At 63.4% G+C, this 23,816-nt stretch carries 21 protein-coding genes and 1 riboswitch; of the genes, 11 read left to right on the forward strand and 10 right to left on the reverse strand.

Features of this window, described 5'->3' with window-relative positions; translation table 11 throughout:
- Positions 1–157: 157 nt before the first annotated feature.
- A complete protein-coding gene (locus tag K288_RS0123575; protein ID WP_027581781.1) occupies positions 158–673 on the reverse strand; it encodes a GcrA family cell cycle regulator in 516 nt (171 codons plus the stop codon).
- Between the two features lie 498 nt (positions 674–1,171).
- On the opposite strand from K288_RS0123575, the gene K288_RS0123580 reads away from it, so the two are divergent.
- The 3 genes from K288_RS0123580 (at position 1,172) to K288_RS0123590 (ending at position 4,507) form a co-directional block, all read left to right on the forward strand.
- Positions 1,172–2,383, forward strand: coding sequence for an aspartate aminotransferase family protein (locus K288_RS0123580; RefSeq protein WP_027581782.1), 1,212 nt, complete (start codon positions 1,172–1,174; stop codon positions 2,381–2,383).
- Positions 2,380–3,306: an ornithine carbamoyltransferase gene (argF, locus tag K288_RS0123585; RefSeq protein WP_027581783.1), complete on the forward strand. Its 927-nt coding sequence runs from the start codon at positions 2,380–2,382 to the stop codon at positions 3,304–3,306. Before K288_RS0123580 ends, argF begins: the two co-directional genes overlap by 4 nt.
- 202 nt (positions 3,307–3,508) lie before the next feature.
- A complete protein-coding gene (locus K288_RS0123590; RefSeq protein WP_027581784.1) occupies positions 3,509–4,507 on the forward strand; it encodes an Hsp33 family molecular chaperone in 999 nt (332 codons plus the stop codon).
- 126 nt (positions 4,508–4,633) lie between these two features.
- On the opposite strand, the gene apaG is transcribed toward K288_RS0123590, so the two are convergent.
- Positions 4,634–5,032: a Co2+/Mg2+ efflux protein ApaG gene (gene apaG / locus K288_RS0123595; protein WP_027581785.1), complete on the reverse strand. Its 399-nt coding sequence runs from the start codon at positions 5,030–5,032 to the stop codon at positions 4,634–4,636.
- Positions 5,033–5,261: 229 nt separating this feature from the next.
- Between apaG and K288_RS0123600 the strand changes: the two genes are divergently transcribed.
- The 3 genes from K288_RS0123600 to K288_RS0123610 are packed head-to-tail and all read left to right on the forward strand — an operon-like array spanning position 5,262 to position 8,305.
- Entirely contained in the window at positions 5,262–6,512 is a 1,251-nt protein-coding gene (locus K288_RS0123600) for an OpgC domain-containing protein (protein WP_027581786.1), read from the forward strand.
- Positions 6,509–7,267 (forward strand): GDSL-type esterase/lipase family protein, encoded by a 759-nt coding sequence (locus tag K288_RS0123605; protein ID WP_027581787.1) that lies wholly within the window; start codon positions 6,509–6,511, stop codon positions 7,265–7,267. Before K288_RS0123600 ends, K288_RS0123605 begins: the two co-directional genes overlap by 4 nt.
- 15 nt (positions 7,268–7,282) lie before the next feature.
- Complete coding sequence (locus K288_RS0123610) at positions 7,283–8,305, forward strand: SGNH/GDSL hydrolase family protein (protein ID WP_027581788.1); 1,023 nt, start codon at positions 7,283–7,285, stop codon at positions 8,303–8,305.
- An 81-nt stretch (positions 8,306–8,386) separates the two neighbouring features.
- Here K288_RS0123610 and K288_RS0123615 read toward each other — a convergent pair whose 3' ends face one another.
- Complete coding sequence (locus tag K288_RS0123615) at positions 8,387–9,580, reverse strand: O-succinylhomoserine sulfhydrylase (RefSeq protein ID WP_027581789.1); 1,194 nt, start codon at positions 9,578–9,580, stop codon at positions 8,387–8,389.
- 64 nt (positions 9,581–9,644) lie between these two features.
- A riboswitch (SAM riboswitch) is annotated at positions 9,645–9,724 on the reverse strand.
- A gap of 108 nt (positions 9,725–9,832) precedes the next feature.
- On the opposite strand from K288_RS0123615, the gene K288_RS0123620 reads away from it, so the two are divergent.
- Entirely contained in the window at positions 9,833–10,939 is a 1,107-nt protein-coding gene (locus K288_RS0123620; protein WP_027581790.1) for a 2'-deoxycytidine 5'-triphosphate deaminase, read from the forward strand.
- A gap of 58 nt (positions 10,940–10,997) precedes the next feature.
- Here the strand turns inward: K288_RS0123620 and K288_RS0123625 are convergent, their stop codons facing one another.
- The gene (locus K288_RS0123625) at positions 10,998–11,771 is read right to left on the reverse strand and encodes an enoyl-CoA hydratase/isomerase family protein (RefSeq protein WP_027581791.1); all 774 of its coding nucleotides are present in this window, start codon (positions 11,769–11,771) and stop codon (positions 10,998–11,000) included.
- A 322-nt stretch (positions 11,772–12,093) separates the two neighbouring features.
- Positions 12,094–13,002 carry a LysR family transcriptional regulator gene (locus tag K288_RS0123630; protein ID WP_027581792.1) on the reverse strand — a complete coding sequence of 303 codons (909 nt, stop codon included), beginning with the start codon at positions 13,000–13,002 and terminating at the stop codon, positions 12,094–12,096.
- Between the two features lie 707 nt (positions 13,003–13,709).
- On the opposite strand from K288_RS0123630, the gene K288_RS0123635 reads away from it, so the two are divergent.
- Positions 13,710–15,122, forward strand: coding sequence for an adenylate/guanylate cyclase domain-containing protein (locus K288_RS0123635; RefSeq protein ID WP_027581793.1), 1,413 nt, complete (start codon positions 13,710–13,712; stop codon positions 15,120–15,122).
- A gap of 252 nt (positions 15,123–15,374) precedes the next feature.
- On the opposite strand, the gene K288_RS52585 is transcribed toward K288_RS0123635, so the two are convergent.
- Positions 15,375–15,701, reverse strand: coding sequence for a hypothetical protein (locus tag K288_RS52585; RefSeq protein ID WP_027581794.1), 327 nt, complete (start codon positions 15,699–15,701; stop codon positions 15,375–15,377).
- A 320-nt stretch (positions 15,702–16,021) separates the two neighbouring features.
- Positions 16,022–16,762 (reverse strand): SDR family NAD(P)-dependent oxidoreductase, encoded by a 741-nt coding sequence (locus tag K288_RS0123645; protein WP_027581795.1) that lies wholly within the window; start codon positions 16,760–16,762, stop codon positions 16,022–16,024.
- 103 nt (positions 16,763–16,865) lie between these two features.
- Here K288_RS0123645 and K288_RS0123650 point away from each other — a divergent pair, with 103 nt between their 5' ends.
- On the forward strand, positions 16,866–17,477 hold the full coding sequence (locus K288_RS0123650; protein ID WP_027581796.1) for a TetR/AcrR family transcriptional regulator: 612 nt from the start codon (positions 16,866–16,868) through the stop codon (positions 17,475–17,477).
- 40 nt (positions 17,478–17,517) lie between these two features.
- On the opposite strand, the gene K288_RS0123655 is transcribed toward K288_RS0123650, so the two are convergent.
- The gene (locus K288_RS0123655) at positions 17,518–17,973 is read right to left on the reverse strand and encodes a MarR family transcriptional regulator (protein WP_244443231.1); all 456 of its coding nucleotides are present in this window, start codon (positions 17,971–17,973) and stop codon (positions 17,518–17,520) included.
- 237 nt (positions 17,974–18,210) lie between these two features.
- Between K288_RS0123655 and K288_RS46355 the strand changes: the two genes are divergently transcribed.
- Positions 18,211–20,025: a chloride channel protein gene (locus K288_RS46355; RefSeq protein ID WP_051334687.1), complete on the forward strand. Its 1,815-nt coding sequence runs from the start codon at positions 18,211–18,213 to the stop codon at positions 20,023–20,025.
- A 161-nt stretch (positions 20,026–20,186) separates the two neighbouring features.
- On the opposite strand, the gene K288_RS0123665 is transcribed toward K288_RS46355, so the two are convergent.
- A complete protein-coding gene (locus K288_RS0123665; protein ID WP_027581798.1) occupies positions 20,187–20,420 on the reverse strand; it encodes a hypothetical protein in 234 nt (77 codons plus the stop codon).
- 210 nt (positions 20,421–20,630) lie between these two features.
- A complete protein-coding gene (locus K288_RS0123670; RefSeq protein WP_027581799.1) occupies positions 20,631–21,968 on the reverse strand; it encodes a sorbosone dehydrogenase family protein in 1,338 nt (445 codons plus the stop codon).
- A gap of 358 nt (positions 21,969–22,326) precedes the next feature.
- On the opposite strand from K288_RS0123670, the gene K288_RS0123685 reads away from it, so the two are divergent.
- Positions 22,327–23,772 carry an MATE family efflux transporter gene (locus K288_RS0123685; protein ID WP_027581800.1) on the forward strand — a complete coding sequence of 482 codons (1,446 nt, stop codon included), beginning with the start codon at positions 22,327–22,329 and terminating at the stop codon, positions 23,770–23,772.
- Positions 23,773–23,816 lie beyond the last annotated feature (44 nt).

Below are 23,816 nucleotides of genomic sequence, written 5' to 3' on the forward strand. Positions count from 1 at the left end.
ATCGCCGACCTCAATCCGTAGCCCCGGGTGCAGCGAAGCGTAACCCGGGGAAATTGGATATGCTGATACAGCGCTCCCGGGTTGCGCTGCGCTTCACCCGGGCTCCGGTCCATGGTCCCGGGCCAGGCCCGGGACCACATCATCGATACAACTCGACTTACTTGCCGTGTGACGGCTTGACCGTCGGGCGGCGGCGGTCAGCCGCCGGCTGGTAGGCGACACGCGAGTGGTGCGCGCAATAGGGCAGGCCGGGAAGCGCCTTGCCGCCGCAGAAGAAGAATTCCGGGCTCGAGGGATCGCCGACCGGCCAGTGGCAGGTGGCCTCGTTCAACTCGAGCAGCGACAGCCGCTGGCTCATCGGCACCACATTGTCATACGCGACCGGGTCTGCTTCCACCTCCACCTCGAAGACGTGGGCGAGCGCGGTGTTGCCGCGGGACACCGGCCGCGCCACGCGCATCATCGGCTGTGCGGGACGCGCCTTGCGCTGCCGCGGCGCGGCTGCAGCAGGACTCTTGGCGCGGCCGGACAGGCCCAATCGATGAACCTTGCCGATCACCGCATTGCGGGTCACGTTACCGAGTTCCGCAGCGATCTGGCTGGCCGAGAGCCCGGCTTCCCAGAGCTTCTTCAACTGCTCGACGCGTTCGTCGGACCAGGTTAATACCGTCATCGCATGTTTCCCTTCGCGTTGCGCCGGCCGATCCTGGGACAGCGCTGCGATGCCAATTCTCAAAAATCCCTGCGGGCAGAATCCCTTAAGGCTCGCCGGGCGCGAAAACCGCGCCCGAACGTGTACGCTGCACACAGAGGACTCTTGGGATCAAAACTGCCGCACGAGATGTCGTACCCGACAGGCGAGACGCTACAATATGGCGTGACTCTGGCGCAAGAGTCCGCGCCTACGCGTCCACATGTTCCGATATTTAGGGATTGCAATCGGGCTTTTCCACCGCACCGGAAAGCCACGGATTACCGGTACTTTGCAGCGCAGCCTGGCGATTTCCTGGCGATTGACAGCACCCGCCGCACGCATAGAATGCCTCTACGTGCCGCCCTGCAAAGGCGGCACGTTTTGTTTTCGCTGGATGAGCTCTAGCCGCGTGTCCGCATCGTTGCACGCCGCCAAGGCTCATCTGAAAGGCTTGTCTGAAACCCTTCAGTGATCGCCATGACCGATAGCGCCACGTCGCATCTGCTTCCCGTTTTTGCCAGGGCCGATCTCGGCTTCGAGCGCGGCGAAGGCTGTTGGCTGATCTCCACCAAAGGCGAGCGCTATCTCGACTTCACCTCCGGCGTCGCGGTGAACGCGCTCGGCCATGCGCACCCGCGTCTGGTCAAGGCGCTGCAGGAGCAGGCGACAAAGCTCTGGCACATGTCGAACCTGTTCAAGAGCCCGGACGGCGAGAAGCTTGCCGCGCGGCTGTGCGAACAGAGCTTCGCGGACTTCGTGTTCTTCTGCAATTCCGGTGCGGAAGCGATGGAGGGCGTGATCAAGATCGTGCGCCACTATCACTTCTCGAAGGGTCATCCGGAACGCTATCGCATCATCACCTTCGAAGGCGCCTTCCACGGCCGCACGCTCGCGACGCTCGCTGCGACTGGCGCCGCCAAATATCTCGAGGGCTTCGGACCGCCGATGGACGGATTCGACCAGGTGCCGCATGGCGACATCGAAGCGGTGAAACGCGCAATCGGTCCAGAGACCGCAGGCATCCTGATCGAGCCGGTACAGGGCGAAGGCGGCGTGCGCTCCGCGCCGCCGGCCTTCTTCAAGGCGCTGCGGCAACTCTGCGACGATCATGGCCTGCTCCTCGCCTTCGACGAGGTGCAGACCGGCATGGGCCGCACCGGCGATCTCTTCGCGTACAAGCGCACCGGGGTCACTCCCGATGTGATGTCGCTGGCCAAGGCGCTCGGCGGCGGCTTTCCGATTGGCGCCTTCCTTGCGACCGCGGAAGCCGCGTCCGGCATGACGCCGGGCTCGCACGGCTCGACCTTCGGCGGCAACCCGCTCGCGGTCGCGGCGGCCAGCGCCGTGCTCGACGTGATGCTTGAGCCCGGCTTCTTCGATTACGTGCAGAAGATGTCGCTCCTGCTCAAGCAGAAGCTCGCCTCCGCCGTCGACCGCTATCCGTCGATTCTTGCCGAAGTGCGCGGCGAAGGGCTTCTGATCGGCGTCAAGGCCGTGGTGCCCTCGGGCGACCTCGTCAACGCCTTGCGCGAGCAGAAGCTGCTCACGGTCGGCGCCGGTGACAATGTCGTGCGCTTCCTCGCGCCGCTGATCGTCAGCGAGGCCGAGATCGAGCAGGCGATGGCCTGCCTCGAGCGCGCCTGCACGGCGCTCTCCAGCGATCCCTCGAAGAAGGCCGCGGGGCAATGAGCACGGCGCCCCGTCACTTCCTCGACATCAACGAAATGTCGCTCAATGAGCTGCGCGCCATGCTCGCTGCCGGCGCCGCCATGAAGGCGAGACTGAAGGCGCATGAGAAGAGCACGCCGCCGCTCGAAGGCAAGACGCTGGCGATGATCTTCGAGCGCCCCTCGACCCGCACGCGGGTATCGTTCGATGTCGGCATGCGCCAGCTTGGCGGTGAATCGATCATGCTCACGGGTGCCGAGATGCAGCTCGGCCGCGGCGAGACCATCGCCGATACCGCGCGCGTGCTGTCGCGCTATGTCGATGCGATCATGATCCGCATCCTCAACCACGACGCGCTGCTGGAGCTTGCCGCGCATGCCACCGTCCCCGTCATCAACGGGCTGACGCGCCGCTCGCATCCCTGCCAGGTGATGGCCGACCTGATGACGTTCGAGGAGCGTCGCGGATCGATCCAGGGCAAGACCGTGGCCTGGACCGGTGACGACAACAATGTGCTGGCGTCATGGGCGCATGCCGCCGAGCGTTTCCAGTTCAAGCTCAACATCGCGACGCCGCCGCAGCTCGCGCCGAACAAGGCGATGCGGGACTGGATCAAGGCGACCCAGGCGCCGATCGTGCTGGGCAACGATCCTGAAGCGGCCGTGCGCGGCGCCGACTGCGTCGTCACCGACACCTGGGTGTCGATGGGCGACAAGGATGGCGAGCACCGGCACAATCTGCTGCGGCCCTATCAGGTCAATGCCAAGCTGATGTCGCTGGCGAAGCCCGATGCATTGTTCATGCATTGCCTGCCTGCGCATCGCGGCGAGGAAGTCACCGACGAGGTGATCGATGGTCCGCAGTCGGTGGTGTTCGACGAGGCCGAGAACCGCCTGCACGCACAAAAGGGCATTCTGGCCTGGTGTTTTGACGCGGTCGCGTAGCCGACTGCAAGAACGGCTGTCGTCCCGGGCTTGACCCGGGACCCATAACCACAGGCCGATGTGATCGCGTTCGCTGGAACGACAGCGGAGCGCAACCACCATCGCCGGTGGTTATGGGTCCCTGCCTTCGCAGGGACGACAGATGAACTCACACTTCGTGAACCCCTTTCGTTTCGCCTCTCAAGACCCCAGATAGAGCGCCATGGTTTCACAATCCCCCGACATCAAGATCACGGAAACGCCGACCCGCGCGCCATCGGCCGTGCCGGTCGACGACGCGGTGCTGCCATTCGAGATCGATGCGCTCGATCTGCGCGGACGGCTGACGCGGCTCGGTCCCACCCTCGACGACATCCTGCACAAGCACGACTATCCGCCCGCCGTCGGCAAATTGCTCGGCGAGGCGATCGTGCTGACGACGCTGCTCGGTTCGTCGCTGAAATTCGACGGCCGTTTCATCCTGCAGACCCGGACCGACGGCCCGGTCTCGTTCCTGATCGTCGATTTCAAGGCGCCGGACCGGCTGCGCGCCTATGCGCGCTACGATGCGACACGGCTGCAGGACGGGCTCGCTTCCGGCGCGCTGCTCGGCAAGGGCCATCTCGCGATGACCATCGACCAGGGTCCGGACATGAGCCGCTACCAGGGGCTGGTCGCGCTCCATGGCGGCAGCCTCGAAGACGCCGCGCATGAATATTTCCTGCGCTCGGAGCAGATTCCGACGCGCGTGCGGCTTGCGGTCGGCGAGGAATGGCGCGGCGGCGACGGCGGCAAGCATCGCTGGCGTGCCGGCGGCATGCTGCTGCAGTTCCTGCCGAAGGCGCCGGAGCGCGCGCGGCAGGCCGACCTGCATCCCGGCGATGCGCCCGAAGGCACTGTCGCTCACGAGGTTCCGGAAGACGATGCCTGGGTCGAGGGTCAGTCGCTGATCGGAACGGTCGAAGACGTCGAACTGCTCGACCCCGATCTGTCGGGAGAGCGGCTGCTGTACCGCCTGTTCCATGAGCGCGGCGTGCGCGTGTTCGCGCCTTTGCCGCTGCGCGCGCAATGCTCGTGCTCGCGCGAGGCGGTGTCCTCGATGCTGAAAAGCTTTACGGCGAAGGACCGCGCCGACATGGTGAAGGACGGCAAGGTCGTCGTCACCTGCGAGTTCTGTTCGTCGGTGTACGAATTCACGCCGGATGAAGCCGGCGTGGAGTAGGGCGCGCTCGCTCGCCACAAACACAACCGTCATCACCCGCGCATGCGGGTGATCCAGTATTCCAGAGGCGTCCGCGCTTGAGTTGAGAAGCCACCGCCTACTGGATGCGGGGCATGACGAGAGAGGCTAGTTCAACACCCTCTTCCCGTCCGCCGGGCTGTCGAGCGAAAATGTCGGCACATCGATCTCGAACCGTTCGCCGCTTTCGCTCACCATCTGGTAGCGGCCGCTCATGAAGCCGGAGGCGGTCGGCAGCGGCACGCCCGAGGTGTATTCGAAGCAGCGCTCGCCCGGCGCGAGCACCGGCTGCTCGCCGACCACGCCTTCGCCGCGCACTTCCTGCTGGTGGCCGGTGGCGTCGGTGATAATCCAATACCGGGTGCGCAGTTGCACCGTCTCGGTGCCGGAATTGGTGATCACAATGGTGTACGACCAGAAATATTGCCGGTTCTCCACCGACGAACGTTCCGGCAGGAAGTTCGGCTCGACGGTGACTTCGATGTCGCGGGTGACGGCGCGGTACACGTTTCAGTCTCCTCAAATCATATCATAGCCAATAAGTCCGTCGGAACCAATCGTCGGGCCGGGTGACGAAAGTTTGCTCAGCAGCGTTTTTCATCGCCGTTTGACCATAGTTCCGCTCTAAAGGCGCGAACGTCCGCGTCCAATCGCCGTATCTTGTCTACAAGTTGCGGGCAGATATTATATTTTTCGAGTCGGGGCGGCGCAAAAATCTGTTCGTTTACGGTGCCCGATGACGTCGATTGCCGATCCAATTTCCGGAACGCAGCTTGCCGACGCCAAGGACGCGAGCGGAGCGGTCGTTGCCGCGCCCGCGATCACGATGCAGGCGACCTCCGAGCGCGAATTGCGGCTGGATTTGTTCCGCGGGCTCGCACTGTGGCTGATCTTCATCGACCATTTGCCGACCAACATCCTGACCTGGCTCACGATCCGCAACTACGGCTTCTCCGACGCGACCGAGATCTTCATCTTCATCTCCGGCTACACCGCGGCCTTCGTCTATGGCCGCGCGATGCTTCAGGCCGGTTTTGTGGTCGCGACCGCGCGCATCCTGCGCCGCGTCTGGCAGATCTACGTCGCGCATGTGTTCCTGTTCACGATCTTTCTTGCGGAAATCTCCTACGTCGCCACCCGCTTCGAGAACCCGCTCTACTCCGAAGAGATGGGGATCATGGATTTCCTCAAGCAGCCCGATGTCACCATCGTCCAGGCGCTGCTGTTGCGCTTCCGTCCGGTCAACATGGACGTGCTGCCGCTCTACATCGTGCTGATGCTGTTCCTGCCCTTGATCCTGTGGCTGATGAAATGGCGGACCGACGTGACATTGGCGCTCTCGGCCGGCCTCTACGTCCTGACCTGGCATTTCGATCTCCATCTCACCGCCTATCCGAACGGCGTCTGGGCGTTCAACCCGTTCGCCTGGCAGTTGCTGTTCGTGTTCGGCGCCTGGTGTGCGCTAGGGGGCGCGAGAAGGATGTCGCGAATCCTGGCCTCTCCCGTCACGCTCTGGATCTGCATCGCCTATCTGTTCGCGGCGTTCCTGGTCACGCTGTCCTGGTATCTGCCGCAGCTCGGCCACATCGTACCGCGCCGCATCGAGCAGTGGATGTACCCGATCAACAAGACCGATCTGGACGTATTGCGCTTTGCCCATTTCCTGGCGCTGGCGGCTATCACGGTTCGCGTCCTGCCGAAGGATTGGCCGGGCCTGAAATCGCCGTGGCTGCGACCTTTGATCCTCTGTGGCCAGCACTCCCTTGAGATATTCTGCCTCGGTGTTTTTCTGGCATTTGCCGGGCATTTCATCTTGGCCGAGGTGTCCGGCAGCGCCGGGATGCACTTCCTGGTCAGCGTCACCGGGATTGTCATCATGTGCGCCATGGCGTGGGTGATTTCGTGGTACAAGCACTCCGCCGACAAGGGCGCCTCGCGATACAAGAGCGCCGGTGGCAATGCCGACTTGGCGGGAGGGGCGGTATGAAGTCCGGCTTATGGACCGTGCTGGGCGCGACACTGCTGGCCGGTTATCTGGCCGCGGCCCCGGCACGCGCCGGCGATGCCGAACAGATTTGTGACGTCCCGGCCAATCTGCTGTCCACCGAAAGCTCGTTGACCAGGGTGGCCGAGGCGGTGAGGAGCGGCCAGCCCCTGAACGTGCTCGTGGTCGGCAGCCGTTCCTCCACCATTCCCTCCTTCGAGGCCAGCGCCTACCCGGCAAAGTTGCAGGCGGCGCTCAAGGAAAGCCTGCCCTCGACGACCGTGAACCTGTCCGTGGAGGTGCAGGGCGCCAAGACCACGGAGGATATGGCGGCCGGGCTCGTTAAGCTCGTGGAAGCAAAAAAGCCTACTTTAGTGATTTGGCAGACGGGAACAGTCGATGCTATCCGATCGATCGATCCCGACGATTTTCGCAACGCCATCGATGCCGGGATTACTGCGTTGCAACAGGCGGGAACCGACGTGGTCCTGGTCAACCTTCAATACAGCCCCCGCACCGAAAGCATGATTTCCGGCTCGCCATACTTAGATAATATGCGGGTGTCGGCACAGGAACATGACGTTCCGCTGTTTGATCGTTTCGCCATCATGCGTCACTGGAACGATGCAGGGGATTTCGACCTGTTCAGCGCCGCCCACGGCGTGGAGCTGGCCAAGCGGGTGCATGCCTGTCTCGGCCGTGCGCTGTCGAAATTCGTGATCGACGCGGCCCACCTCGGACCGGCGCAGCAGAACTAAAGGGAACCAGCGTTAATGAGTAGCTACCGCCCTTTTTGTCGAAGCACATGGCTGGTCGCGGTCGCCGCCGTCACGGCATCGGTGCTCGTGACCTCGCCGCTGCGCGCGCAGGTTGCGCCAGGCGACCAGCATGCGACGCTTTCTGAGGGCGCGAAATCCTATCCCTCATCCGACAAATCGGGATCGTCGATACCGGTCGCCGCCGCGGCCAATGCGGCCGGCGCCGCTGAGGCCGACGCTGCGCAGAGGGGCATTGCCGGCAAGGCGATCGACAAGGTGAAGGAGGTCGCCAAGTCCGCCGGCGACATCTTCCGTCGCGTGCCTTGCCTGTCGCCGAAGGGCGTGTCGAAGACGATGGGTTCGCTGCCCCACGTGGCGAGCAAGCTTGCCGCGGGCCAGCCGGTCACGATCATCGCCTTCGGCTCGTCCTCGACCCAGGGCTATGGCTCCTCGGCGCCGGAATTCACCTACCCGAACCGGCTCGCGGCCCAACTGCACCGGCAATATCCCGGCGCCGACATCCGTGTCGTCAATCGCGGCAGGGGCGGCGAAGACGCGCCCGAAATGATGCGGCGCCTGCAGACCGAGGTGATCGATGCGCATCCGGACCTCGTGATCTGGCAGGTCGGCACCAATGCGGTGTTGCGCGATCTCGATCCCAGCGAGACCGGAAAGATGGTCGAGGATGGCGTGACGCGGATCCAGGCGGCCGGCGCCGACGTGGTGCTGGTCGATCCCCAATACTCGCCGCGCGTCACCGAGCGCGCCGCCAACGCCAACAAGATCATCCGGCTGCTCAACCGGATCGCCGAGCTCCGCCATGTCAGCATCTTCCCGCGCTTTGAGGTGATGCGTGAATGGCACGAGAAGCAGTCGATCCCGATCGACAGCTTCGTGATCGCCGACGGCCTGCACATGAACGACTGGGGCTATGCCTGCTTCGCGCAGTTGCTCGGCGACGACATCATCAAGTCGGTCGGCCAGATCAAGCTTGGCGTCAACGTGCCCGCCGACGTGCGGACGTATAGGCCGATGTGAATAAGACGCGAATGGCGAGTGGCGAATAGCGAATAGGATCTAAAAACCACTCGCTACTCCCTATTCGCCATTCGCCTTGAATCACACCGTCTCGAGCGCCTGGGCGAAATCCTCGATCAGATCATCCGCGTGCTCGAGGCCAGCGGAGAAGCGGATGAAGCCTTCGCTGATGCCGAGCTCGGCGCGCGCTTCCGGCGCCAGGCGCTGATGCGTCGTGGTGGCGGGGTGGGTGACGAGGCTCTTGGCGTCGCCGAGATTGTTGGAGATGCGCGAGATCTTGAGCCCGTTGAGGCAGCGGAACGCGCCGGCCTTGCCGCCCTTGACCTCGAACCCGATCAGGGTCGACCCCGACCGCATCTGCTTCTTCACGGTGGCCGCCTGCGGATGATCGGCGCGGCCGGGATAGATCAGCCGTGTGATCTTCGGATGGCTTGCGAGCACGTCCGCGATCTTCGCCGCCGTCTCGGTCTGCGCGCGGACCCGCACCGCCAAGGTCTCCAGCCCCTTCAGCAGCACCCACGCGTTGAACGGCGACATCGACGGTCCGGTCTGGCGCAGGAAGTTATGGATGTGCTCGTTGATGAACGCCTCGGAGGAGAGGATGACGCCGCCCAGGCAGCGCCCCTGGCCGTCGATATGCTTGGTCGCGGAATAGACCACGACGTCGGCGCCGAGCGACAGCGGGCTCTGCCAGATCGGGGTGGCGAACACATTGTCGACGATCAGCCGCGCGCCGCCCTGATGCGCGATTTCCGCGATCGCGCCGATGTCGAGCACGTCGAGTGTCGGATTGGTCGGGCTCTCGAGGAAACACGTCTTCGTGTTCGGCCGGATCGCCTTTTTCCACTGGTCGAGGTCGAGCCCGTCGACCAGCGTCGACTGGATGCCGTAGCGCGGCAAGAGATCCTCGACCACGTAGCGGCACGAGCCGAACATCGCCTTGGAGGCCACCACGTGATCGCCGGCCTTCAGCGGCGCGAGGATCGCGGTCGTCACCGCCGCCATGCCGGTCGCGGTCGCGCGTGCGGCTTCCGCGCCTTCGAGCTCGATCATGCGGCGCTCAAACATGGAGATGTCAGGGTTGGAGAAGCGCGAATAGAGGAAGCCGGGATCCTCGCCCTTGAACCGCGCCTCGCATTCCTCGGCGGTGGCGTAGACGAACCCCTGGGTCAGGAACAGCGCCTCGGACGTCTCGCCAAATTGTGAGCGGAGCGTTCCGGAATGAACTAGCCGGGTTTCAGGGCGGTAGCGGGCGGATGATTTGGACTCGGACATAGGACCTCCAACGTGACCATCCTTTCGGAAATGGTCACAAAAAAACCGGCCTAAAGGGCCGGGATCGCTAGGGTCCCCGGCCTGTTTAGCGACTTATTTAACGTGGCTGCAAGCCGGCCGGCTCAAATCACCACGGGATAAGTGCTGCTGATATTCGTTCCCGCTCTTTCCGTCAAGGCGGGCATCGGCTAACCGGTAAAATCCATGTTTTGGGCCTTTTATGGCTCCAAGCCGTCTTGAGGGACTGCGTCCGTGTCGTTCGTGCTGCAAGACGATGCCAATGGGATCCTGCCCGACCGCATGATCGCGGCGATGGCGGATGCGGGCCTGATCCTGCCGGCCTATCCCTTTGTCGAGAGCCAGATCCAGCCTGCGAGCCTCGACCTTCGTCTCGGCGACATCGCCTATCGCGTGCGCGCGAGCTTTCTCCCCGGTCCCGACGCCACCGTCGCCGAGCGCATCGATGAATTGAAATTGCACGAGATCGGCCTCGCCGACGGCGCGGTGCTGGAGACCAATTGCGTCTACATCGTGCCGCTGCTCGAGAGCCTCGCGCTGCCGCCGGAGATCATCGCGGCTGCGAACCCGAAGAGCTCGACCGGGCGGCTCGACGTCTTCACCCGCGTGATCGCCGACGGCACGCGTCGTTTCGACATGATCGGCGCCGGCTATCACGGCCCGCTTTATGCGGAGATCAGCCCCAAGACGTTTCCGATCCTGGTGCGCGAAGGCTCGCGGTTGTCCCAGGTGCGCTTCCGCACCGGCGATGCCATCCTCAATGCCGACGAACTCGACGCGCTGCATAGCGCCGAACGCCTGGTCGATATCGACGATGCCGATCTCACCGATGGCGTCGCGGTTTCGGTTGATCTCTCGGGCGAGAATTCCGGCGGCTTCGTCGGCTATCGCGCCAAGCGCCACACCGGCGTCGTCGACGTCGATCGCCGCGGCGGCTATCAGATCGATGACTTCTGGGAGCCGATCCGCGCGCGCGCCGACGGCAGCCTGATCCTCGATCCCGGCGAGTTCTATATCCTCGCATCAAAGGAAGCGGTGCAGGTGCCGCCGGACTACGCCGCCGAGATGGTGCCGTTCGATCCGTTGGTCGGCGAATTCCGCGTGCACTATGCCGGCTTCTTCGATCCGGGCTTCGGCTATGCCGGCGCCGGCGGGCAGGGCGCACGCGCCGTGCTGGAGGTACGCTCGCGCGAGGTGCCGTTCATCCTCGAGCACGGCCAGATCGTCGGCCGCCTCGTCTACGAGAAGATGCTCGCCCGGCCGGATGCGATGTACGGCCAGCGCATCGGCTCGAACTACCAGGCCCAGGGCCTGAAGCTCTCCAAGCATTTCAGGGTATAGCAGCTATCACTGCCGCCAATGCATGGCTGCCGAGGGCATGCACTGGCTCGCGCGGAAATCAGCTCTCCGGCCAATACTCATGTGCTGCGAGGCCTTCAAGCGCGAGGCCGTGGCTCAGATGCTTCAGCATCATCTCCTTGAGCTCCTGCACCATCACCACTCTCGCATAGCGAAGCGTGAGAGGCGGCTGCTTGAGAAGTTGCCGCGCAAGCTGCCTGGCGCGCGGCAGCAGTTCGGTTGCGGCGAGGACTTCGTTGACGACGCCGAGCTTGAGTGCCTCCTGCGCCGACAAACGCTGGCCTGTCAAAAGGAAATAGCGGCCGCGATTTATCCCGAGCAGATGCGGCCAGATGACGTGAACTCCGTCTCCAGGAACAAGCCCGTTCGGAACATGTGGAGCATCTTGAAAGACCGCGGTGTCGGACGCGAGCACGATGTCACTCAGCACCGCGATCTCGGCGTGGATGTTGACGGGGCCGTTCACGGCCGCAATGACCGGGACTTCAATATCGAGAAGGTCCATCAGAAGACGCTTCGCATCGCGATAGATGTGGTGCCAGGTGGTCGGTTCGATTTCGCTCCTGGGAAGTCGCTTGCCAAGCGTGGACGAGTCGATCTCTTCGATGAAGGCATCGCCGGTGCCGGTCATGATGACGATCTTGTTCTCCTTGTCCCTTTCGATGTCATGGAAGGCCGCCCCGAGCTGACTATGCGGACCGCTGCCCCACACCAGGGTCTTTCCATTCGTATGGAAGGTGATCTCCAAAACTCCGTCGCTACGCTCCATCCGGATATTGGAATATTTGCTCTTATAATCTTCGAACTGGGTCATGGTTGTCTCCTGCTGCACTTTTGCTGAGCCAGCCGAGCGGAAGGTACGTCCAGCTTGTCTGCTGTCTCGATGCTAGTCGGGTTTCGGCGATGCGGACAATCACGTGATTCCGCTATCCGAGCCTTCAAGTCCCGAGAGACTCCGTAAGAAGCCATTTGGACGTGCTGAAAGCCGACTTTCGAGGCTCTGCGGTGGTGGATTCCTCATTCCGGAATGCCATTCACAACTGAAAGGATCGCAGGGAAGCTAATCAATCACCGCTGCTGCTGCATCATAGCAAGGTAAGAGACTGAGGACCGAGCCGGCAAAAGAACAACGCCGATCAATCGGGCGTCGCTTTGCGAACTGCCGCGCCGCGCACAAGATGATCGACGACGGCCCGCACTCGGGGTGACAGTGATTTGGTCTGCGGAAACAGTGCAAACACACCTTGGGCATCGCGCGCGTCGTCTTCCAAGACGATTTCCAGCCGGCCTTCAATGAGGAGCGGCTCCACCATATAGCGATGGATATAGATCAGCCCCGCATCGGCCAGCGCGGCATTGACGAGTGCTTCTCCATAATCCGCTATCAGGCGCGCTTCCGGAATAATTTCCCGAACGTCTCCATCGGGGCCTGGCAAGCGCCAGGCGTGCATGCGTCCATCCGATGTTGAGCGACACATGATGCACGTGTGTTCCCTGAGCGCCGCGGAATCTCCTGGGCGACCCGCGCGCGCCAGATAACCGGGCGAGGCACAGACAACGAACCGTGCGGTATCGATCCGGCGAGCGATCAGTCGACTGTCGGGAAGCTCGCCGATTCGGATCGCGAGGTCGTAACCCTCCTCGATCAGGTCGACACGGCGATCCGAAAAGCTTGCTTCGATGAAGAGCTCGGTGTGGCAAGCGAGCAAAGTCGTGAGCTCAGGCACGACAACCAGTCGTCCATATGCGAGCGGCAGGCTGATACGCAGGAGGCCGCGTGGCGCGGCCCCGGTCCGGGCCAGCATCTCGCGGGCATCTTCGAGCTCGGCCAATGCGTTCCGGCACCGGCCAAGGAATGCCTCGCCGTCAGCCGTGAGGCTCAAGCTGCGCGTCGTGCGGTTCATGAGCCGAACCCCAACCTCTGTCTCCAGACGCGAGACCGCCTTGCTTACTGCGGAGGCTGTCAGATTCAGCTTGGCTGCGGCCGCCGTGAAACTCTTCAGTTCGGCCGCATGCACGAACGCGGTGACTGCGGCGAAATCCATGTCGACCTCGATTTGGAGCCCTGGTCATAAGTTAGGCGGCTGACCGGGCTTTACCAACCGCGCGTCGCGGCGCTGCCGACCAGCGCGCCGAGAGAGCGCGAAATTTCCTGTGGCCCTTCGGCACCGTTAGTCCCCGATCACAATTTACATTCTTTGTGACCACCATAACGACACAAAGAGGTTGTGGCCTACCTCAGCGTGCGACGGCTTGATGGGTGGTAGTGTGGACTACACTGTAACCTTTTTCGAGGTCATTGCGGGTTGGCTCGCCTTCAATGGGCTTGTTGCCATTGTACTGACCTATTGCGCTCCGGGTGAGCGCCTTTGGCGCCGTCATCGATCAGAACCTGTCGACCGCGGTCGTAGCCGCCACCATTCGGAAGGGGAAACGACAATTTTGATCGTGTTCAAGCCTACGTAACACTCGCTTGGTCTCGCGCGACGCGCGTTGTGGCGCAGACGCATCAACAGTGCCGGAAACGTTTCCCCGCGGTCGAATCTTTTTGACTGATCGGGCGTGAGATCATCCACTAGAGGCATGTTTGATGCAGCAATTTCATGTCTGATTATATTGAGCGTTGGTATTCTCATAGCCCACGCGATCGACGCACTTCGACCCTAGCGGTCCAGTGTCGTCCAGATATTTATCTGCGCCGGAAATCAACATAGAAGCGCCATCGCCGGGATAATTGGGGTATGCTCCGCACATGCAGGATAGCGACACCCTCTTGGACGCCTTGCGCCGCTCTGCCGACCCTGTCGTGGTCGATGCCGTCGATAATCTTGTCCAGAATGGCCGTGGCGAGGAACTGGCCCGGGTCAATGCCGTAGCCTTCGCCGCCGCCACGGGGCTGGACGAGGCAAAGGTCATTGCTGCCCTTCTGCACGCGTCGCGGCTGGGCCTGTTCGAGATGTCCTGGAACATTCTATGTCCGAGTTGCGGCGGCATCCTCGGCGCCAACGCGACGCTGCGAAGCGTGCAGAGAGAGGATTACCATTGCGCTTTCTGCGGGGTGGCGAGCGAGCCGGTGCTGGACGAAACGGTGGAGGTCAGCTTCACCGTCAGCCCCCGGGTTCGCCGCATCGCCGCCCACTCTCCAAACGAACTCGGCTTCTGGGACTATCACCGGCAAGTCTTTTTCGGGACGGGGGTTGTCTTCCCCGAGCCGGACGTGTTCGCCGAGCTCGCTCGTAAGGCTCTGTTGGAGACGATCGAGCTGCAGGCCGGCGACCGGATGATCCTATCTCTGCAACTGCCGACGCAGCCCGTGATCGTCTTCGACCCGGTGACCCATAGTGCCCATTTGATCGAGACCTCAGGCGAGCCGACGGCGGACCGCCGCGAGCTCTCGATGATCTTCATGAACCCGCCTACCGGCCTCAGCCGCGTGACCCTGTCTCCGGGGCCATTGCGTCTTCTGCTGGACAACCGGACGCAGCGCCGGGTCCTGGTCGGCGTCTATGTCACGGGCCCGGAGCTGGAACGGCTGATCGGCGGTCGCCGCCCGTTCCTAACCGCCAAGCGACTGCTGACGAACCAGACATTCCGCGACCTCTATCGGACGGAGACCCTTGACGTCGAGCAGCGGCTCAAGATCATGAGCCTGACCTTCCTGTTCACCGACCTGAAGGGGTCGACCGACTTGTACGATCGGGTCGGCGACCTCGTCGCCTATGATCTGGTGCGCTCACACTTCCAGATCCTGAACGAAATCGTGGCGTCTGAATCCGGCGCCGTGGTCAAGACCATCGGTGATGCCGTCATGGCGACCTTCCCGGTGCCGCACCGCGCCGTCTCCGCCGCCCTGAGAATGCGCGATTCGATGCGGCAGCTGAATGTCCGGCGGGGAGCGGAGGAACTGATCCTGAAGATCGGGATCCACGAGGGGCCATGCCTGGCGGTGAACCTGAACGACCGGCAGGATTATTTCGGCCAGACGGTGAACATCGCGTCGCGGGTGCAGGCCTTGGCCACCGGCGACAGCATCTTCGCCACCCAGGCGGTCGTACAAGATCCGGAATCGGCCCGACTCATTTCGTCGCGCGGGGTGGATGCCCAACCTCAGATGATCGCGCTCCGCGGTGTCGGCGAGCGCATGCCCATCTTCGCGATAAGTTGACCAGAGCGCGATGAGATCAGGTTGAATTGCATCCTCGCTGGAGGCTGCGCTCCCTCCCCCGCTTGCGGGGGAGGGCTGGGGTGGGGGTGTCTCCGCGAGTCGTGCTGTTCTTTTGCGTGGAGAGAGCCCTCACCCGGCGCTTGCGCGCCGACCTCTCCCGCAAGCGGGAGAGGTGAACGCGTGGACGGGCCGATTCAACGAAAACGCATCACGCTCCAGCCGGGCTGACCGCGAGCGGACGGGCTTCACAGACTAAAAGCCTGCCGGTTTGCCTTTCTGGTTTGGCGAAATACAATTCTGGCAGATATTCAGTTTGCGCTTGAGCTGATCGTCATCAGCTTGCTGGCGCGCTGCTTCTTCCTCCCAGTTCGTGGATTTTGACGCCGAACCCTGCTCCGTCTCGGCCTTGGACCGCTTGCGGGTCGTCCGTTGTTGCGGAAGAGAAGGGATGGCTTCCGCTGGAGGCTGATAGAAGCCGTCTACATCGGTAGGCCCCAACGAGCCCTGCTGGGCATGACAGCGGTCGCCAGATTGGCAGAATACTGCAGCGAACAGTAGGCCAGCATAGATGAGCTTCATGGACTCCTCTCCGGCACAATAAGAACCACCGAGCTGTGGCGACAGCGATGCTCTTATAGCAGCAGTCTCTCAAGCCCCGTGGATGCGTGCGATTGACCTACGCTTTCTCGTCGGTCACCGAGCATCTATCTGCAAAAGAAGTCAATTTTGAAGCTACGGAAATACCGTCGTTGCTTGACGCCTTTATGAAGCTTTCAATCAGCGCGGTCTGAGCGTTTGGTGGTTCACAAAACTGCGCCGCCGGGCTTGAAATACAGTGTCCCGGCGGCGTCTGTCTCAACTGGTGCCCGATCCGCCCGCTGCCGATGCGGGGTGGCCGCTCACGCGTTGGCGCCGCCGTCAATGGTAAATTCCGCCCCGTTGATCGAGCGCGCCTCTGGCCCGGCCACGAATGCGACCAGCGCTGCGACGTCGTCCGCCTTGCCGTAGCGGGGGATCGCCATCCGCGCCCGCTGGGCGGCCGCCTGTTCGCCTTCCGCGGGGTTCATGTCGGTGTCGGTCGAGCCCGGATGCACGATGTTGACCGTGATGCCGCGGTCGCCGAGATCGCGTGCCAGGCCTTTTGTCCAGGCAATCAGCGCGGATTTGCTCATCGAGTAGAGGCTTAGACCGGGACTGGGCACGCGGGTCGCGAGATTGCTGCCGATCGAGATGATGCGGCCGCCTTCGCCCATGTGCGCTGCCGCCGCCTGCGATCCGACCACCACCGCCCGCACGTTGACCGCGAGCGTCGCATCGATGTCTTCAAGGCTCAGCTGGTCGATCGGTCCGCCCCTGGCGATGCCGGCATTGTTGATGAGGATATCGAGGCCGCCAAGCGCCCTCGCGGCTTGATCCACGGCGGCTTTGACCGCGGCGGCATCGGCGCTGTCGGCCTTGATCGCAAGTCCCCGCCGGCCCAATCGCTCGATCTCGGCGACCACCGCCTGCGCCTTGTCGGCCGAACGTTCATAGGTGATTGCAACGTTCGCGCCATCGGCGGCGAGCCGTCTTGCGATCGCAGCGCCAATCCCGCGGCTCGCGCCGGTTACCAACGCCCGCTTTCCCTGCAATGCGCTCATGTTCCATCTCCATTTGTGTGTCGATTGATACAGAAATAGCGCCCGTTGCGTCGGGCCGTCAAGCGCATTAATTTAGTGAACGACACAGAAATAGGGTGGACGAATGGTCGAGCGAGGTCGCCCCAGGGGCTTCGACAAGGATGCGGCGCTCGCGCGCGCCATGGAGGTGTTTTGGGTGAAGGGCTATGACGGGGCCTCGATGACCGATCTCACGACGGCGATGGGGATCGCTTCGCCAAGCCTCTATGCGGCCTTCGGCTGCAAGGAAGAACTGTTCCGGCAAGCGCTGCAATTGTATCGCGCGATCCAGGGGCCCGAGATCTGGGGTGGCATCGCGCGCGCGCCTACCGCCTATGAGGCGGTGGAAAGCTATCTCATGCAGACGGCGAGGGCGTTCACGCGCCGGAACCGGCCGCCGGGTTGCCTGGTGGTGCTGTCGGCGCTGCACGAGACCGAGCAGTCCGAATCGGTGCGGCGCGAACTGATCGCGATGCGCGCGAAGAATGTCGAGGATCTGCGGCTGCGGCTCCAGGAGGGCGTGGTATCCGGCGAGATATCAGCAGAGGCCGATCTCGCGGCGATCGCGCGATACTACGTCACCGTGCAACAGGGCATGTCGATCCAGGCACGCGACGGCGCGACACGGCGGGAGCTGGAACGCGTTGCGCACGCGGCGCTCGCGGCATGGAAGCCTTTGACCAGCGCGCCCGGCTGAGCCTTAGGGCAGATCGTCGCCGCCGGTTGCCGCAGCCAGGTCAACCGTGTCCGGATTGCCGGAAGTGCTGCAGCATGTCCATGAGGGCTTCGCCGCTCGCGCTCAATTCCTCGAAGTGGATCCTGGATAGTTTACGCAGGCGGCGCTCGCCCTTTGCAGTCAACCGAACCAGGATGCGCCGCCTGTCGTCGGGATCAGCAGCGCGAGCAATCAGGCCGAGCTTTGTCATCCGATCGATCAACTCGACTGCGGTGTGATGCCGGATCAGGAGAAGCTTCGCCAGGTCGCCGACCGAGACTGGCTTGTCATGTGAGAAGCCCTTGATCGACAGCAATGCCTGGTGCTGCTGCGGCGTCAGCTTCTCCTTGCGGGCGGCGGTCTCACTGAAGGCGAGGAATCTTCGCAGTTCGTACCGGAATCGGGCCAGCGCGTGGTAGTCGACGGTCCGAACCTCGTCCGCTGCCTTTGAGACCGGCCGCTTCACCAGCCGTCTGATCCTGGTTTGGGTGGTCACGGGATGTTCTCGATTGCGCTCAACGCTCATCAATCACAGATCGCATGGCGGTGAAAGGCCGGACTCGGCGTTCGAGCGCTCAAGCCTCGCTTTCGGCCTGTTGCGTTCGCGTCATGGCCACCCTTCAAAATATATCGTAGTACGATCTATTTGCAGCGCGGTATAGGCGTTGCAGCACGAGACCGCGGCCGCGCCGCGGGCAAGAAGAGGGAATTTTGCATGCATCATCTGCGTTCGGCCGGGTCGCGGCCGCGCCTGGGCGATTTCACCACCGACCCGCGTGTGCTGGTGCTCGTCGCCATGGCCGCGGTCGTCGGCGCGGGCGGTGTTGCCGGGGCCTGGGTGTTGCTGAATGCGATTGCGCTCGTCACCAACTTGGTCTGGTTCCAGACCATCAGCACCCATGCCAGTTCCCTCGCCGAGGTGAAGCCCGACTGGTGGATGGTCGCCGCTCCAGTCCTGGGCGGGGTGGTGATCGGGCTGATGGCCCGTTTCGGCTCGGAGAAGATTCGCGGCCACGGCATCCCCGAAGCGATCGAAGCGATCCTGATCGGCGAGAGCCGCATGTCGCCGAAAGTGGCCGTCCTCAAGCCGCTCTCGTCGGCCGTTTCGATCGGGACGGGCGGCCCGTTCGGTGCGGAAGGACCGATCATCATGACGGGCGGCGCGATTGGCTCGCTGTTTGCCCAATGCTTCAGCCTCAGCGCGGCCGAGCGCAAGACCCTGCTTGTGGCCGGCGCGACCGCCGGCATGACCGCGATCTTCGGCACGCCGGTCGCGGCAGTGCTGCTGGCAGTCGAATTGCTGCTGTTCGAATGGAAGCCGCGCAGCCTCATCCCGGTCATCACCGCTTGCGCGGTCTCGATCGCCTTGCGGCCGTACCTGCTCGGATCCGGGCCGCTATTCCCGTTGTCCGGGACGCTCGCGGTGTCGGGCTGGGGGCTTGTCGTCTGCGCCGGCGTCGGTATCGTCGCCGGACTGCAATCGGGATTGCTGACCGGCCTTCTTTACAAATTCGAGGATTTCTTTGGTGCTCTACCCATCCACTGGATGTGGTGGCCGGCGCTTGGCGGACTGGCCGTCGGTCTCGGCGGCCTCATCGAGCCAAGGGCGCTTGCGGTCGGTTACGATGTGATCGGCGACCTGCTCGCAAGCCATGTCACTGCGAGGCAAGTCGCACTCATCCTCATCGTCAAGTCGATCATCTGGATCGTCGCGCTTGCGTCGGGCACCTCCGGCGGTGTGCTGGCGCCGCTTCTCATCTTTGGCGGTTGCCTCGGATGGCTCGAAGGGCAGTATCTGCCCGGCGATACCGGTGCCTGGGCACTCATCGGCATGGCGGCGATGATGGGCGGCACCATGCGCTCGCCATTGACCGCGGCGCTATTCGCCGTGGAATTGACCGGCGATTTTGCGCTTCTGGTGCCACTGTTGATCGCGACCGGAGCGGCCTATGCCGTGACCGTGCTGATGCTCAAGCGATCGATCCTGACCGAGAAGATTGCCCGGCGCGGCCAGCACATCGTGCGCGAATACGGCATCGATCCTTTCGAGCTGCTGCGCGTCGGTGAAGTCATGGTGCGCGAGGTCGAAACGCTTCCGGCCGACATGGGCATGGAAGAGGCGATCAACTTCTTCTCGACAGATGATCCGCGCCACAAGTCCTATCCGATCCTGACCACGGATAGACGCGTCGTCGGCATGGTCAGCAGGGGTGATATCCTGCGATGGCGACTGGAAGAACCAACCAACAATGATACCCTCGGCGACCGCTTGTCGGACGATGCGCCGATCGTGGGATACGCGGATGAGCCCGTTTCCCGGCTGGCCGATCGCATGGCGACCGAAGGCGTTGGCCGCGTTCCGATCGTCGAGTTCGGTACGATGCAGCTTGTCGGCCTTGTCTCCCGAAAAGACCTGCTGCACATCCGGCGAACGTCCCGGCTGGCCGAAGAGGCGCGCGTTGCCTATTTCGGGACGCGACGTCCGGCGCTTCCCAAGGCCGCGCAAATGGCGGCCGGCCAGCAAGGTTGACTAGAGCATATTCGGTTCTGATTGAATCAGAACCGAAGCTCTAGATTCTTGTTTTGACGCGTTTTCTACGCAGATAAGTCTACGCAATCTGCGTAAACTTGATTGCTATGCGAACCGGTGTCCACTTCGCTCGAAAACGCTCTCGTCCGAACCCCGCCGACCTACTTCGCGAGCAGCTCGGTCAGGTCGGTCGAGCTCGAACAGCGCAGCTCATCGATTTGCCGGGCCAGCAGCAACGCGCTCGCCCTCAGCGCCTCCAGCTTTGAAGCCTCGGGATGCTGTCTTTCCAGCTCGGTGATTCGCTCATTGAAGCCGGCCAGCTCATGCTGAAGCCGGTTGATCTCTGCCGTGGCGTCAGTGGACACCACCGGCGCAGATAGTCTGGTCGCCCGCATAACCATCTCCCCAAGTATGGTTGAGGCTTGGTGAACCGAATTCGTGGCGGCACCGAGAAGCTTTTTGGGCGAGGATGCGACTGCCGCGGGTAATGTTTGCGTTCGCGTGCAACAAAGCCACAGTAGGAACTCGGTCGGCCTAGAGCAAATTCGGTTCTGCACGCGAACCGGTTTCCACTTCGCGCGAAAGCGTCAAGGTCGATCCGCCCGCTATTTCGCCGCCGAATGCGTCGCCGGCGTCACGCGCCAGACCGTGTTGCCGACGTCATCGGCCACCAGCAGCGCGCCGTCCTTGGCGATGCGCACGCCGACGGGACGGCCCTGGGCCTCGCCCTTGTCGTTGAGGAAGCCGGTCAGGATATCCCTCGGTAGCCCTGCGGGCTTGCCATTCGCGAACGGTACGAAGATCACCTTGTAGCCGGAGCGCGGCTTCCGATTCCACGAGCCGTGCTGGCCCATGAAGGCGCCACCCGCCATGTCAGGCGGAAAAAGATTCCCAGTATTGAATGTGAGCCCGAGCGAGGCGGTATGTGCGCCGAGCGCAAAGTCCGGCACGATCGCCTTCGCGACCAGGTCCGGCCGTTGCGGATCGACGCGGCTGTCGACATGCTGACCGAAATAGCTGTAGGGCCAGCCGTAGAAGCCGCCATCCTTCACCGAGGTCATGTAGTCGGGCACCAGGTCGTTGCCGATCTCGTCGCGCTCGTTGACGGTGACCCAGAGTTCGCCGGTCTGCGGATTCCATGATGGCCCGTTGGGGTTGCGCAGGCCGGAGGCGAAGACGCGCCACTCGCCGCTTCCGCGATCGACTTCGAGCACCGCGGCGCGATTGGTTTCGGCCTCGATGCCGTTCTCGCCGACATTGCTGTTAGAGCCGACGGTCGCATAGAGCTTGCTACCGTCGGGGCTCGCGGTCAGGTCCTTGGTCCAGTGATGATTGAGGGTGCCGGCGGGCAGGTCGGCGAGCTTCGCGCCGGGTGCGTCGATCTTGGTGTCTCCCTCGCCATAGGGGAAGCGCATGATCGCGTCGGAGTTGGCGACGTAGAAGTCATTGCCGACGAGCACCATGCCGAATGGCGAATTCAGGTCCTTCAGGAAAATGCTGCGGGTTTCGGCGACACCGTCGCCATCGGCATCGCGCAGCAGCCTGATGCGGTTGGCGCTCGGCACGCCGGCGCCGGCCCATTTCTGCGCCTGCCTGTAGATGAAGCCCTTGATGCCCTTGCCGTCGTCCGGCTTTGGCGGCGCATTGCTCTCGGCCACCAGCACATCGCCATTCGGCAATACATAGACCGTGCGCGGATGATCGAGCCCGTTCGCGAACGCGTTGACGGCCATTCCGTTGCCGGCGGTCGGCTTGGTGCCGGCGGGCCACGGATTCGGCGTGGCGATGTCGACGGTCGGGATCAGCGAATGTTCTGGCGGCGGCAGCGCCGGCGACGCCCCGTAGCTCTGCGCGACGGTCTTGGTGTCCTGCGGATCATTGCAGGCGGAAAGCGACAGCGCCAATGCGCCGATCGACAGTGCCAACAGCAGATTTGTGCGCATGTTGGGTTCCTTGAAATGTGGCGCAGGGACAATGCGGCGCGAGCGCGAATGTTCGTATCGTCAGGCGTGAATTTCGTGTGGCGCAACGCGGCCAACCTCGCAGCAACCGGAACGGGAGCAAGCATGACCGCAGGCTGGCTCGCGTGAGCATGCTGACCGGCCTGTTCGAGCGGCTGGTGACGGGCCCGCCGCCAGATTCCGGTGCTTCTGAAGCTTGTTTCCGGCGGCAGGGCGCCATTCGCCAGGCGATCGGCTAATCGCGCAGGGGGCCCCTGCGCCGGGCGCACGTGGAATTGATCGCGGCCGTGGTAGGGAAGCACCGCGCCGCGGCAACCAGACCGCGTGGCTGGGAGTGGAAATGGCTGATATCGCGGTTGCCGAAATACCTGTCGACGAGGAAGAGCGCCCGCTGCCGCCGCCGGTGAGGGCGCCGGCGCGCAACCGCCTGCTCGACGGGCCGATCCTGCGCACGCTGTTGTGGCTTGCCTGGCCCAACGTGATCGCGCTCTCGGCCGGCACCTGCGTGGTGATCGCCGAGACCTCCTATATCGGCCGGCTCGGCGTGGAATCGCTGGCTGCGATGGCGCTGGTATTTCCCTGCGTGATCCTGACCATGACCATGTCGGGCGGCGCCATGGGCGGCGGCGTGGCGTCGGCGATTGCGCGCGCGCTCGGCGCCGGCGAGACCGAGCGTGCCTCCACGCTCGCGGCGCATGCGCTTCTGATCGGCATCTCCTTCGGGCTCGTCTTCATGCTGGGCATGCTGATCTTCGGACCGAGTCTGTTGGAATTGCTCGGCGGCCGCGGCAACGTGCTGGCGCAGGCGATCGCCTACAGCCAGATCTTCTTCGGCGGCGCCGTGCTGCCGTGGCTGATGAACACCATGGCGGGCGTTTTGCGCGGCACGGGCAACATGAAATTGCCGTCGACCATGATCCTTTCGTCCGCGATCTGGCAGATCATTCTGGGCGGCACGCTTGGCCTCGGGCTCGGCCCGATCCCGCAATTCGGCATGCGCGGCGTCGCGGCCGGTTCGCTGATCGCCTATTCGATCAGCATTGCCGTGATGGGCTGGTATCTGTTCTCCGGTCGCGCCCGCGTCAAGCCGAAGCTCAGGGGATTGCGCGTCCAGTGGGCGATGTTCATCGACATCCTGAGGGTCGGCGCCATTGCCTGCTTCTCGCCGCTGCAGTCGGTTTTGACCATCAGCATCTTCACCCACATGCTGGCGAATTTCGGCACCGCGATCCTCGCCGGTTACGGCATCGGCGCACGGCTCGAGTTCATGCTGACGTCGCTCGCGTTCGCGACCGGCATCGCCTCGGTGCCGATGATCGGCATGGCCGTCGGCGCCGACCGCATCGCGCGGGCGCGGCGGATCGCCTGGATCGCGGGCACGGTATCGTTCGTCGCGGTCGGCGCGATCGGCACCTTCCTCGCCATCTTCCCCGACCTCTGGGTCAACATCTTCACCGATGATCCCGCCGTGCGCCTCGCCAGCCGCCAATATTTGTCGACGGCGGCGCCGATGTACGCCTTCATCGGGTTGGCGATGTCGATGTACTTCTCCTCGCAGGGCGCAGCGAAGGTGCTTGGCCCGGTGCTGGCGCAGACCGCGCGCCTCGCCTTCATCGCAGCCGGCGGCTGGTGGCTGTCGACGCATGAGGCGACCGCGCAGAACTTCTTCATGCTCGCAGCCGCCTCGATGGTCGTGCTCGGCGTGCTCTCATGCGTAAGCGTGGTGCTGACACGCTGGGAGCCGAAGCCGGTACCGATGGCGAAGGTGCGGCCGGCGCTGGGATAGCACCGTCATTTCGGGGCGTCCGAAGGACGAACCCGGAATCTCGA

Source organism: Bradyrhizobium sp. Ai1a-2, from assembly GCF_000426245.1.
GTDB lineage: Bacteria > Pseudomonadota > Alphaproteobacteria > Rhizobiales > Xanthobacteraceae > Bradyrhizobium.

What these genes read in the sequence shown, in the direction of transcription:
- K288_RS0123575 (WP_027581781.1), bottom strand. Translation starts at nt 673, where the DNA reads ATGACGGTATTAACCTGGTCCGACGAACGCGTCGAGCAGTTGAAGAAG.
- K288_RS0123665 (WP_027581798.1), bottom strand. Translation starts at nt 20,420, where the DNA reads ATGCGGGCGACCAGACTATCTGCGCCGGTGGTGTCCACTGACGCCACG.
- K288_RS0123635 (WP_027581793.1), top strand. Translation starts at nt 13,710, where the DNA reads ATGCAGGATAGCGACACCCTCTTGGACGCCTTGCGCCGCTCTGCCGAC.
- K288_RS0123630 (WP_027581792.1), bottom strand. Translation starts at nt 13,002, where the DNA reads ATGGATTTCGCCGCAGTCACCGCGTTCGTGCATGCGGCCGAACTGAAG.
- K288_RS0123650 (WP_027581796.1), top strand. Translation starts at nt 16,866, where the DNA reads ATGGTCGAGCGAGGTCGCCCCAGGGGCTTCGACAAGGATGCGGCGCTC.
- K288_RS0123625 (WP_027581791.1), bottom strand. Translation starts at nt 11,771, where the DNA reads ATGACCCAGTTCGAAGATTATAAGAGCAAATATTCCAATATCCGGATG.
- K288_RS0123605 (WP_027581787.1), top strand. Translation starts at nt 6,509, where the DNA reads ATGAAGTCCGGCTTATGGACCGTGCTGGGCGCGACACTGCTGGCCGGT.
- K288_RS0123615 (WP_027581789.1), bottom strand. Translation starts at nt 9,580, where the DNA reads ATGTCCGAGTCCAAATCATCCGCCCGCTACCGCCCTGAAACCCGGCTA.
- K288_RS0123645 (WP_027581795.1), bottom strand. Translation starts at nt 16,762, where the DNA reads ATGAGCGCATTGCAGGGAAAGCGGGCGTTGGTAACCGGCGCGAGCCGC.
- K288_RS0123600 (WP_027581786.1), top strand. Translation starts at nt 5,262, where the DNA reads ATGACGTCGATTGCCGATCCAATTTCCGGAACGCAGCTTGCCGACGCC.
- K288_RS52585 (WP_027581794.1), bottom strand. Translation starts at nt 15,701, where the DNA reads ATGAAGCTCATCTATGCTGGCCTACTGTTCGCTGCAGTATTCTGCCAA.
- K288_RS46355 (WP_051334687.1), top strand. Translation starts at nt 18,211, where the DNA reads ATGCATCATCTGCGTTCGGCCGGGTCGCGGCCGCGCCTGGGCGATTTC.
- argF (WP_027581783.1), top strand. Translation starts at nt 2,380, where the DNA reads ATGAGCACGGCGCCCCGTCACTTCCTCGACATCAACGAAATGTCGCTC.
- K288_RS0123670 (WP_027581799.1), bottom strand. Translation starts at nt 21,968, where the DNA reads ATGCGCACAAATCTGCTGTTGGCACTGTCGATCGGCGCATTGGCGCTG.
- K288_RS0123685 (WP_027581800.1), top strand. Translation starts at nt 22,327, where the DNA reads ATGGCTGATATCGCGGTTGCCGAAATACCTGTCGACGAGGAAGAGCGC.
- K288_RS0123580 (WP_027581782.1), top strand. Translation starts at nt 1,172, where the DNA reads ATGACCGATAGCGCCACGTCGCATCTGCTTCCCGTTTTTGCCAGGGCC.
- K288_RS0123610 (WP_027581788.1), top strand. Translation starts at nt 7,283, where the DNA reads ATGAGTAGCTACCGCCCTTTTTGTCGAAGCACATGGCTGGTCGCGGTC.
- K288_RS0123590 (WP_027581784.1), top strand. Translation starts at nt 3,509, where the DNA reads ATGGTTTCACAATCCCCCGACATCAAGATCACGGAAACGCCGACCCGC.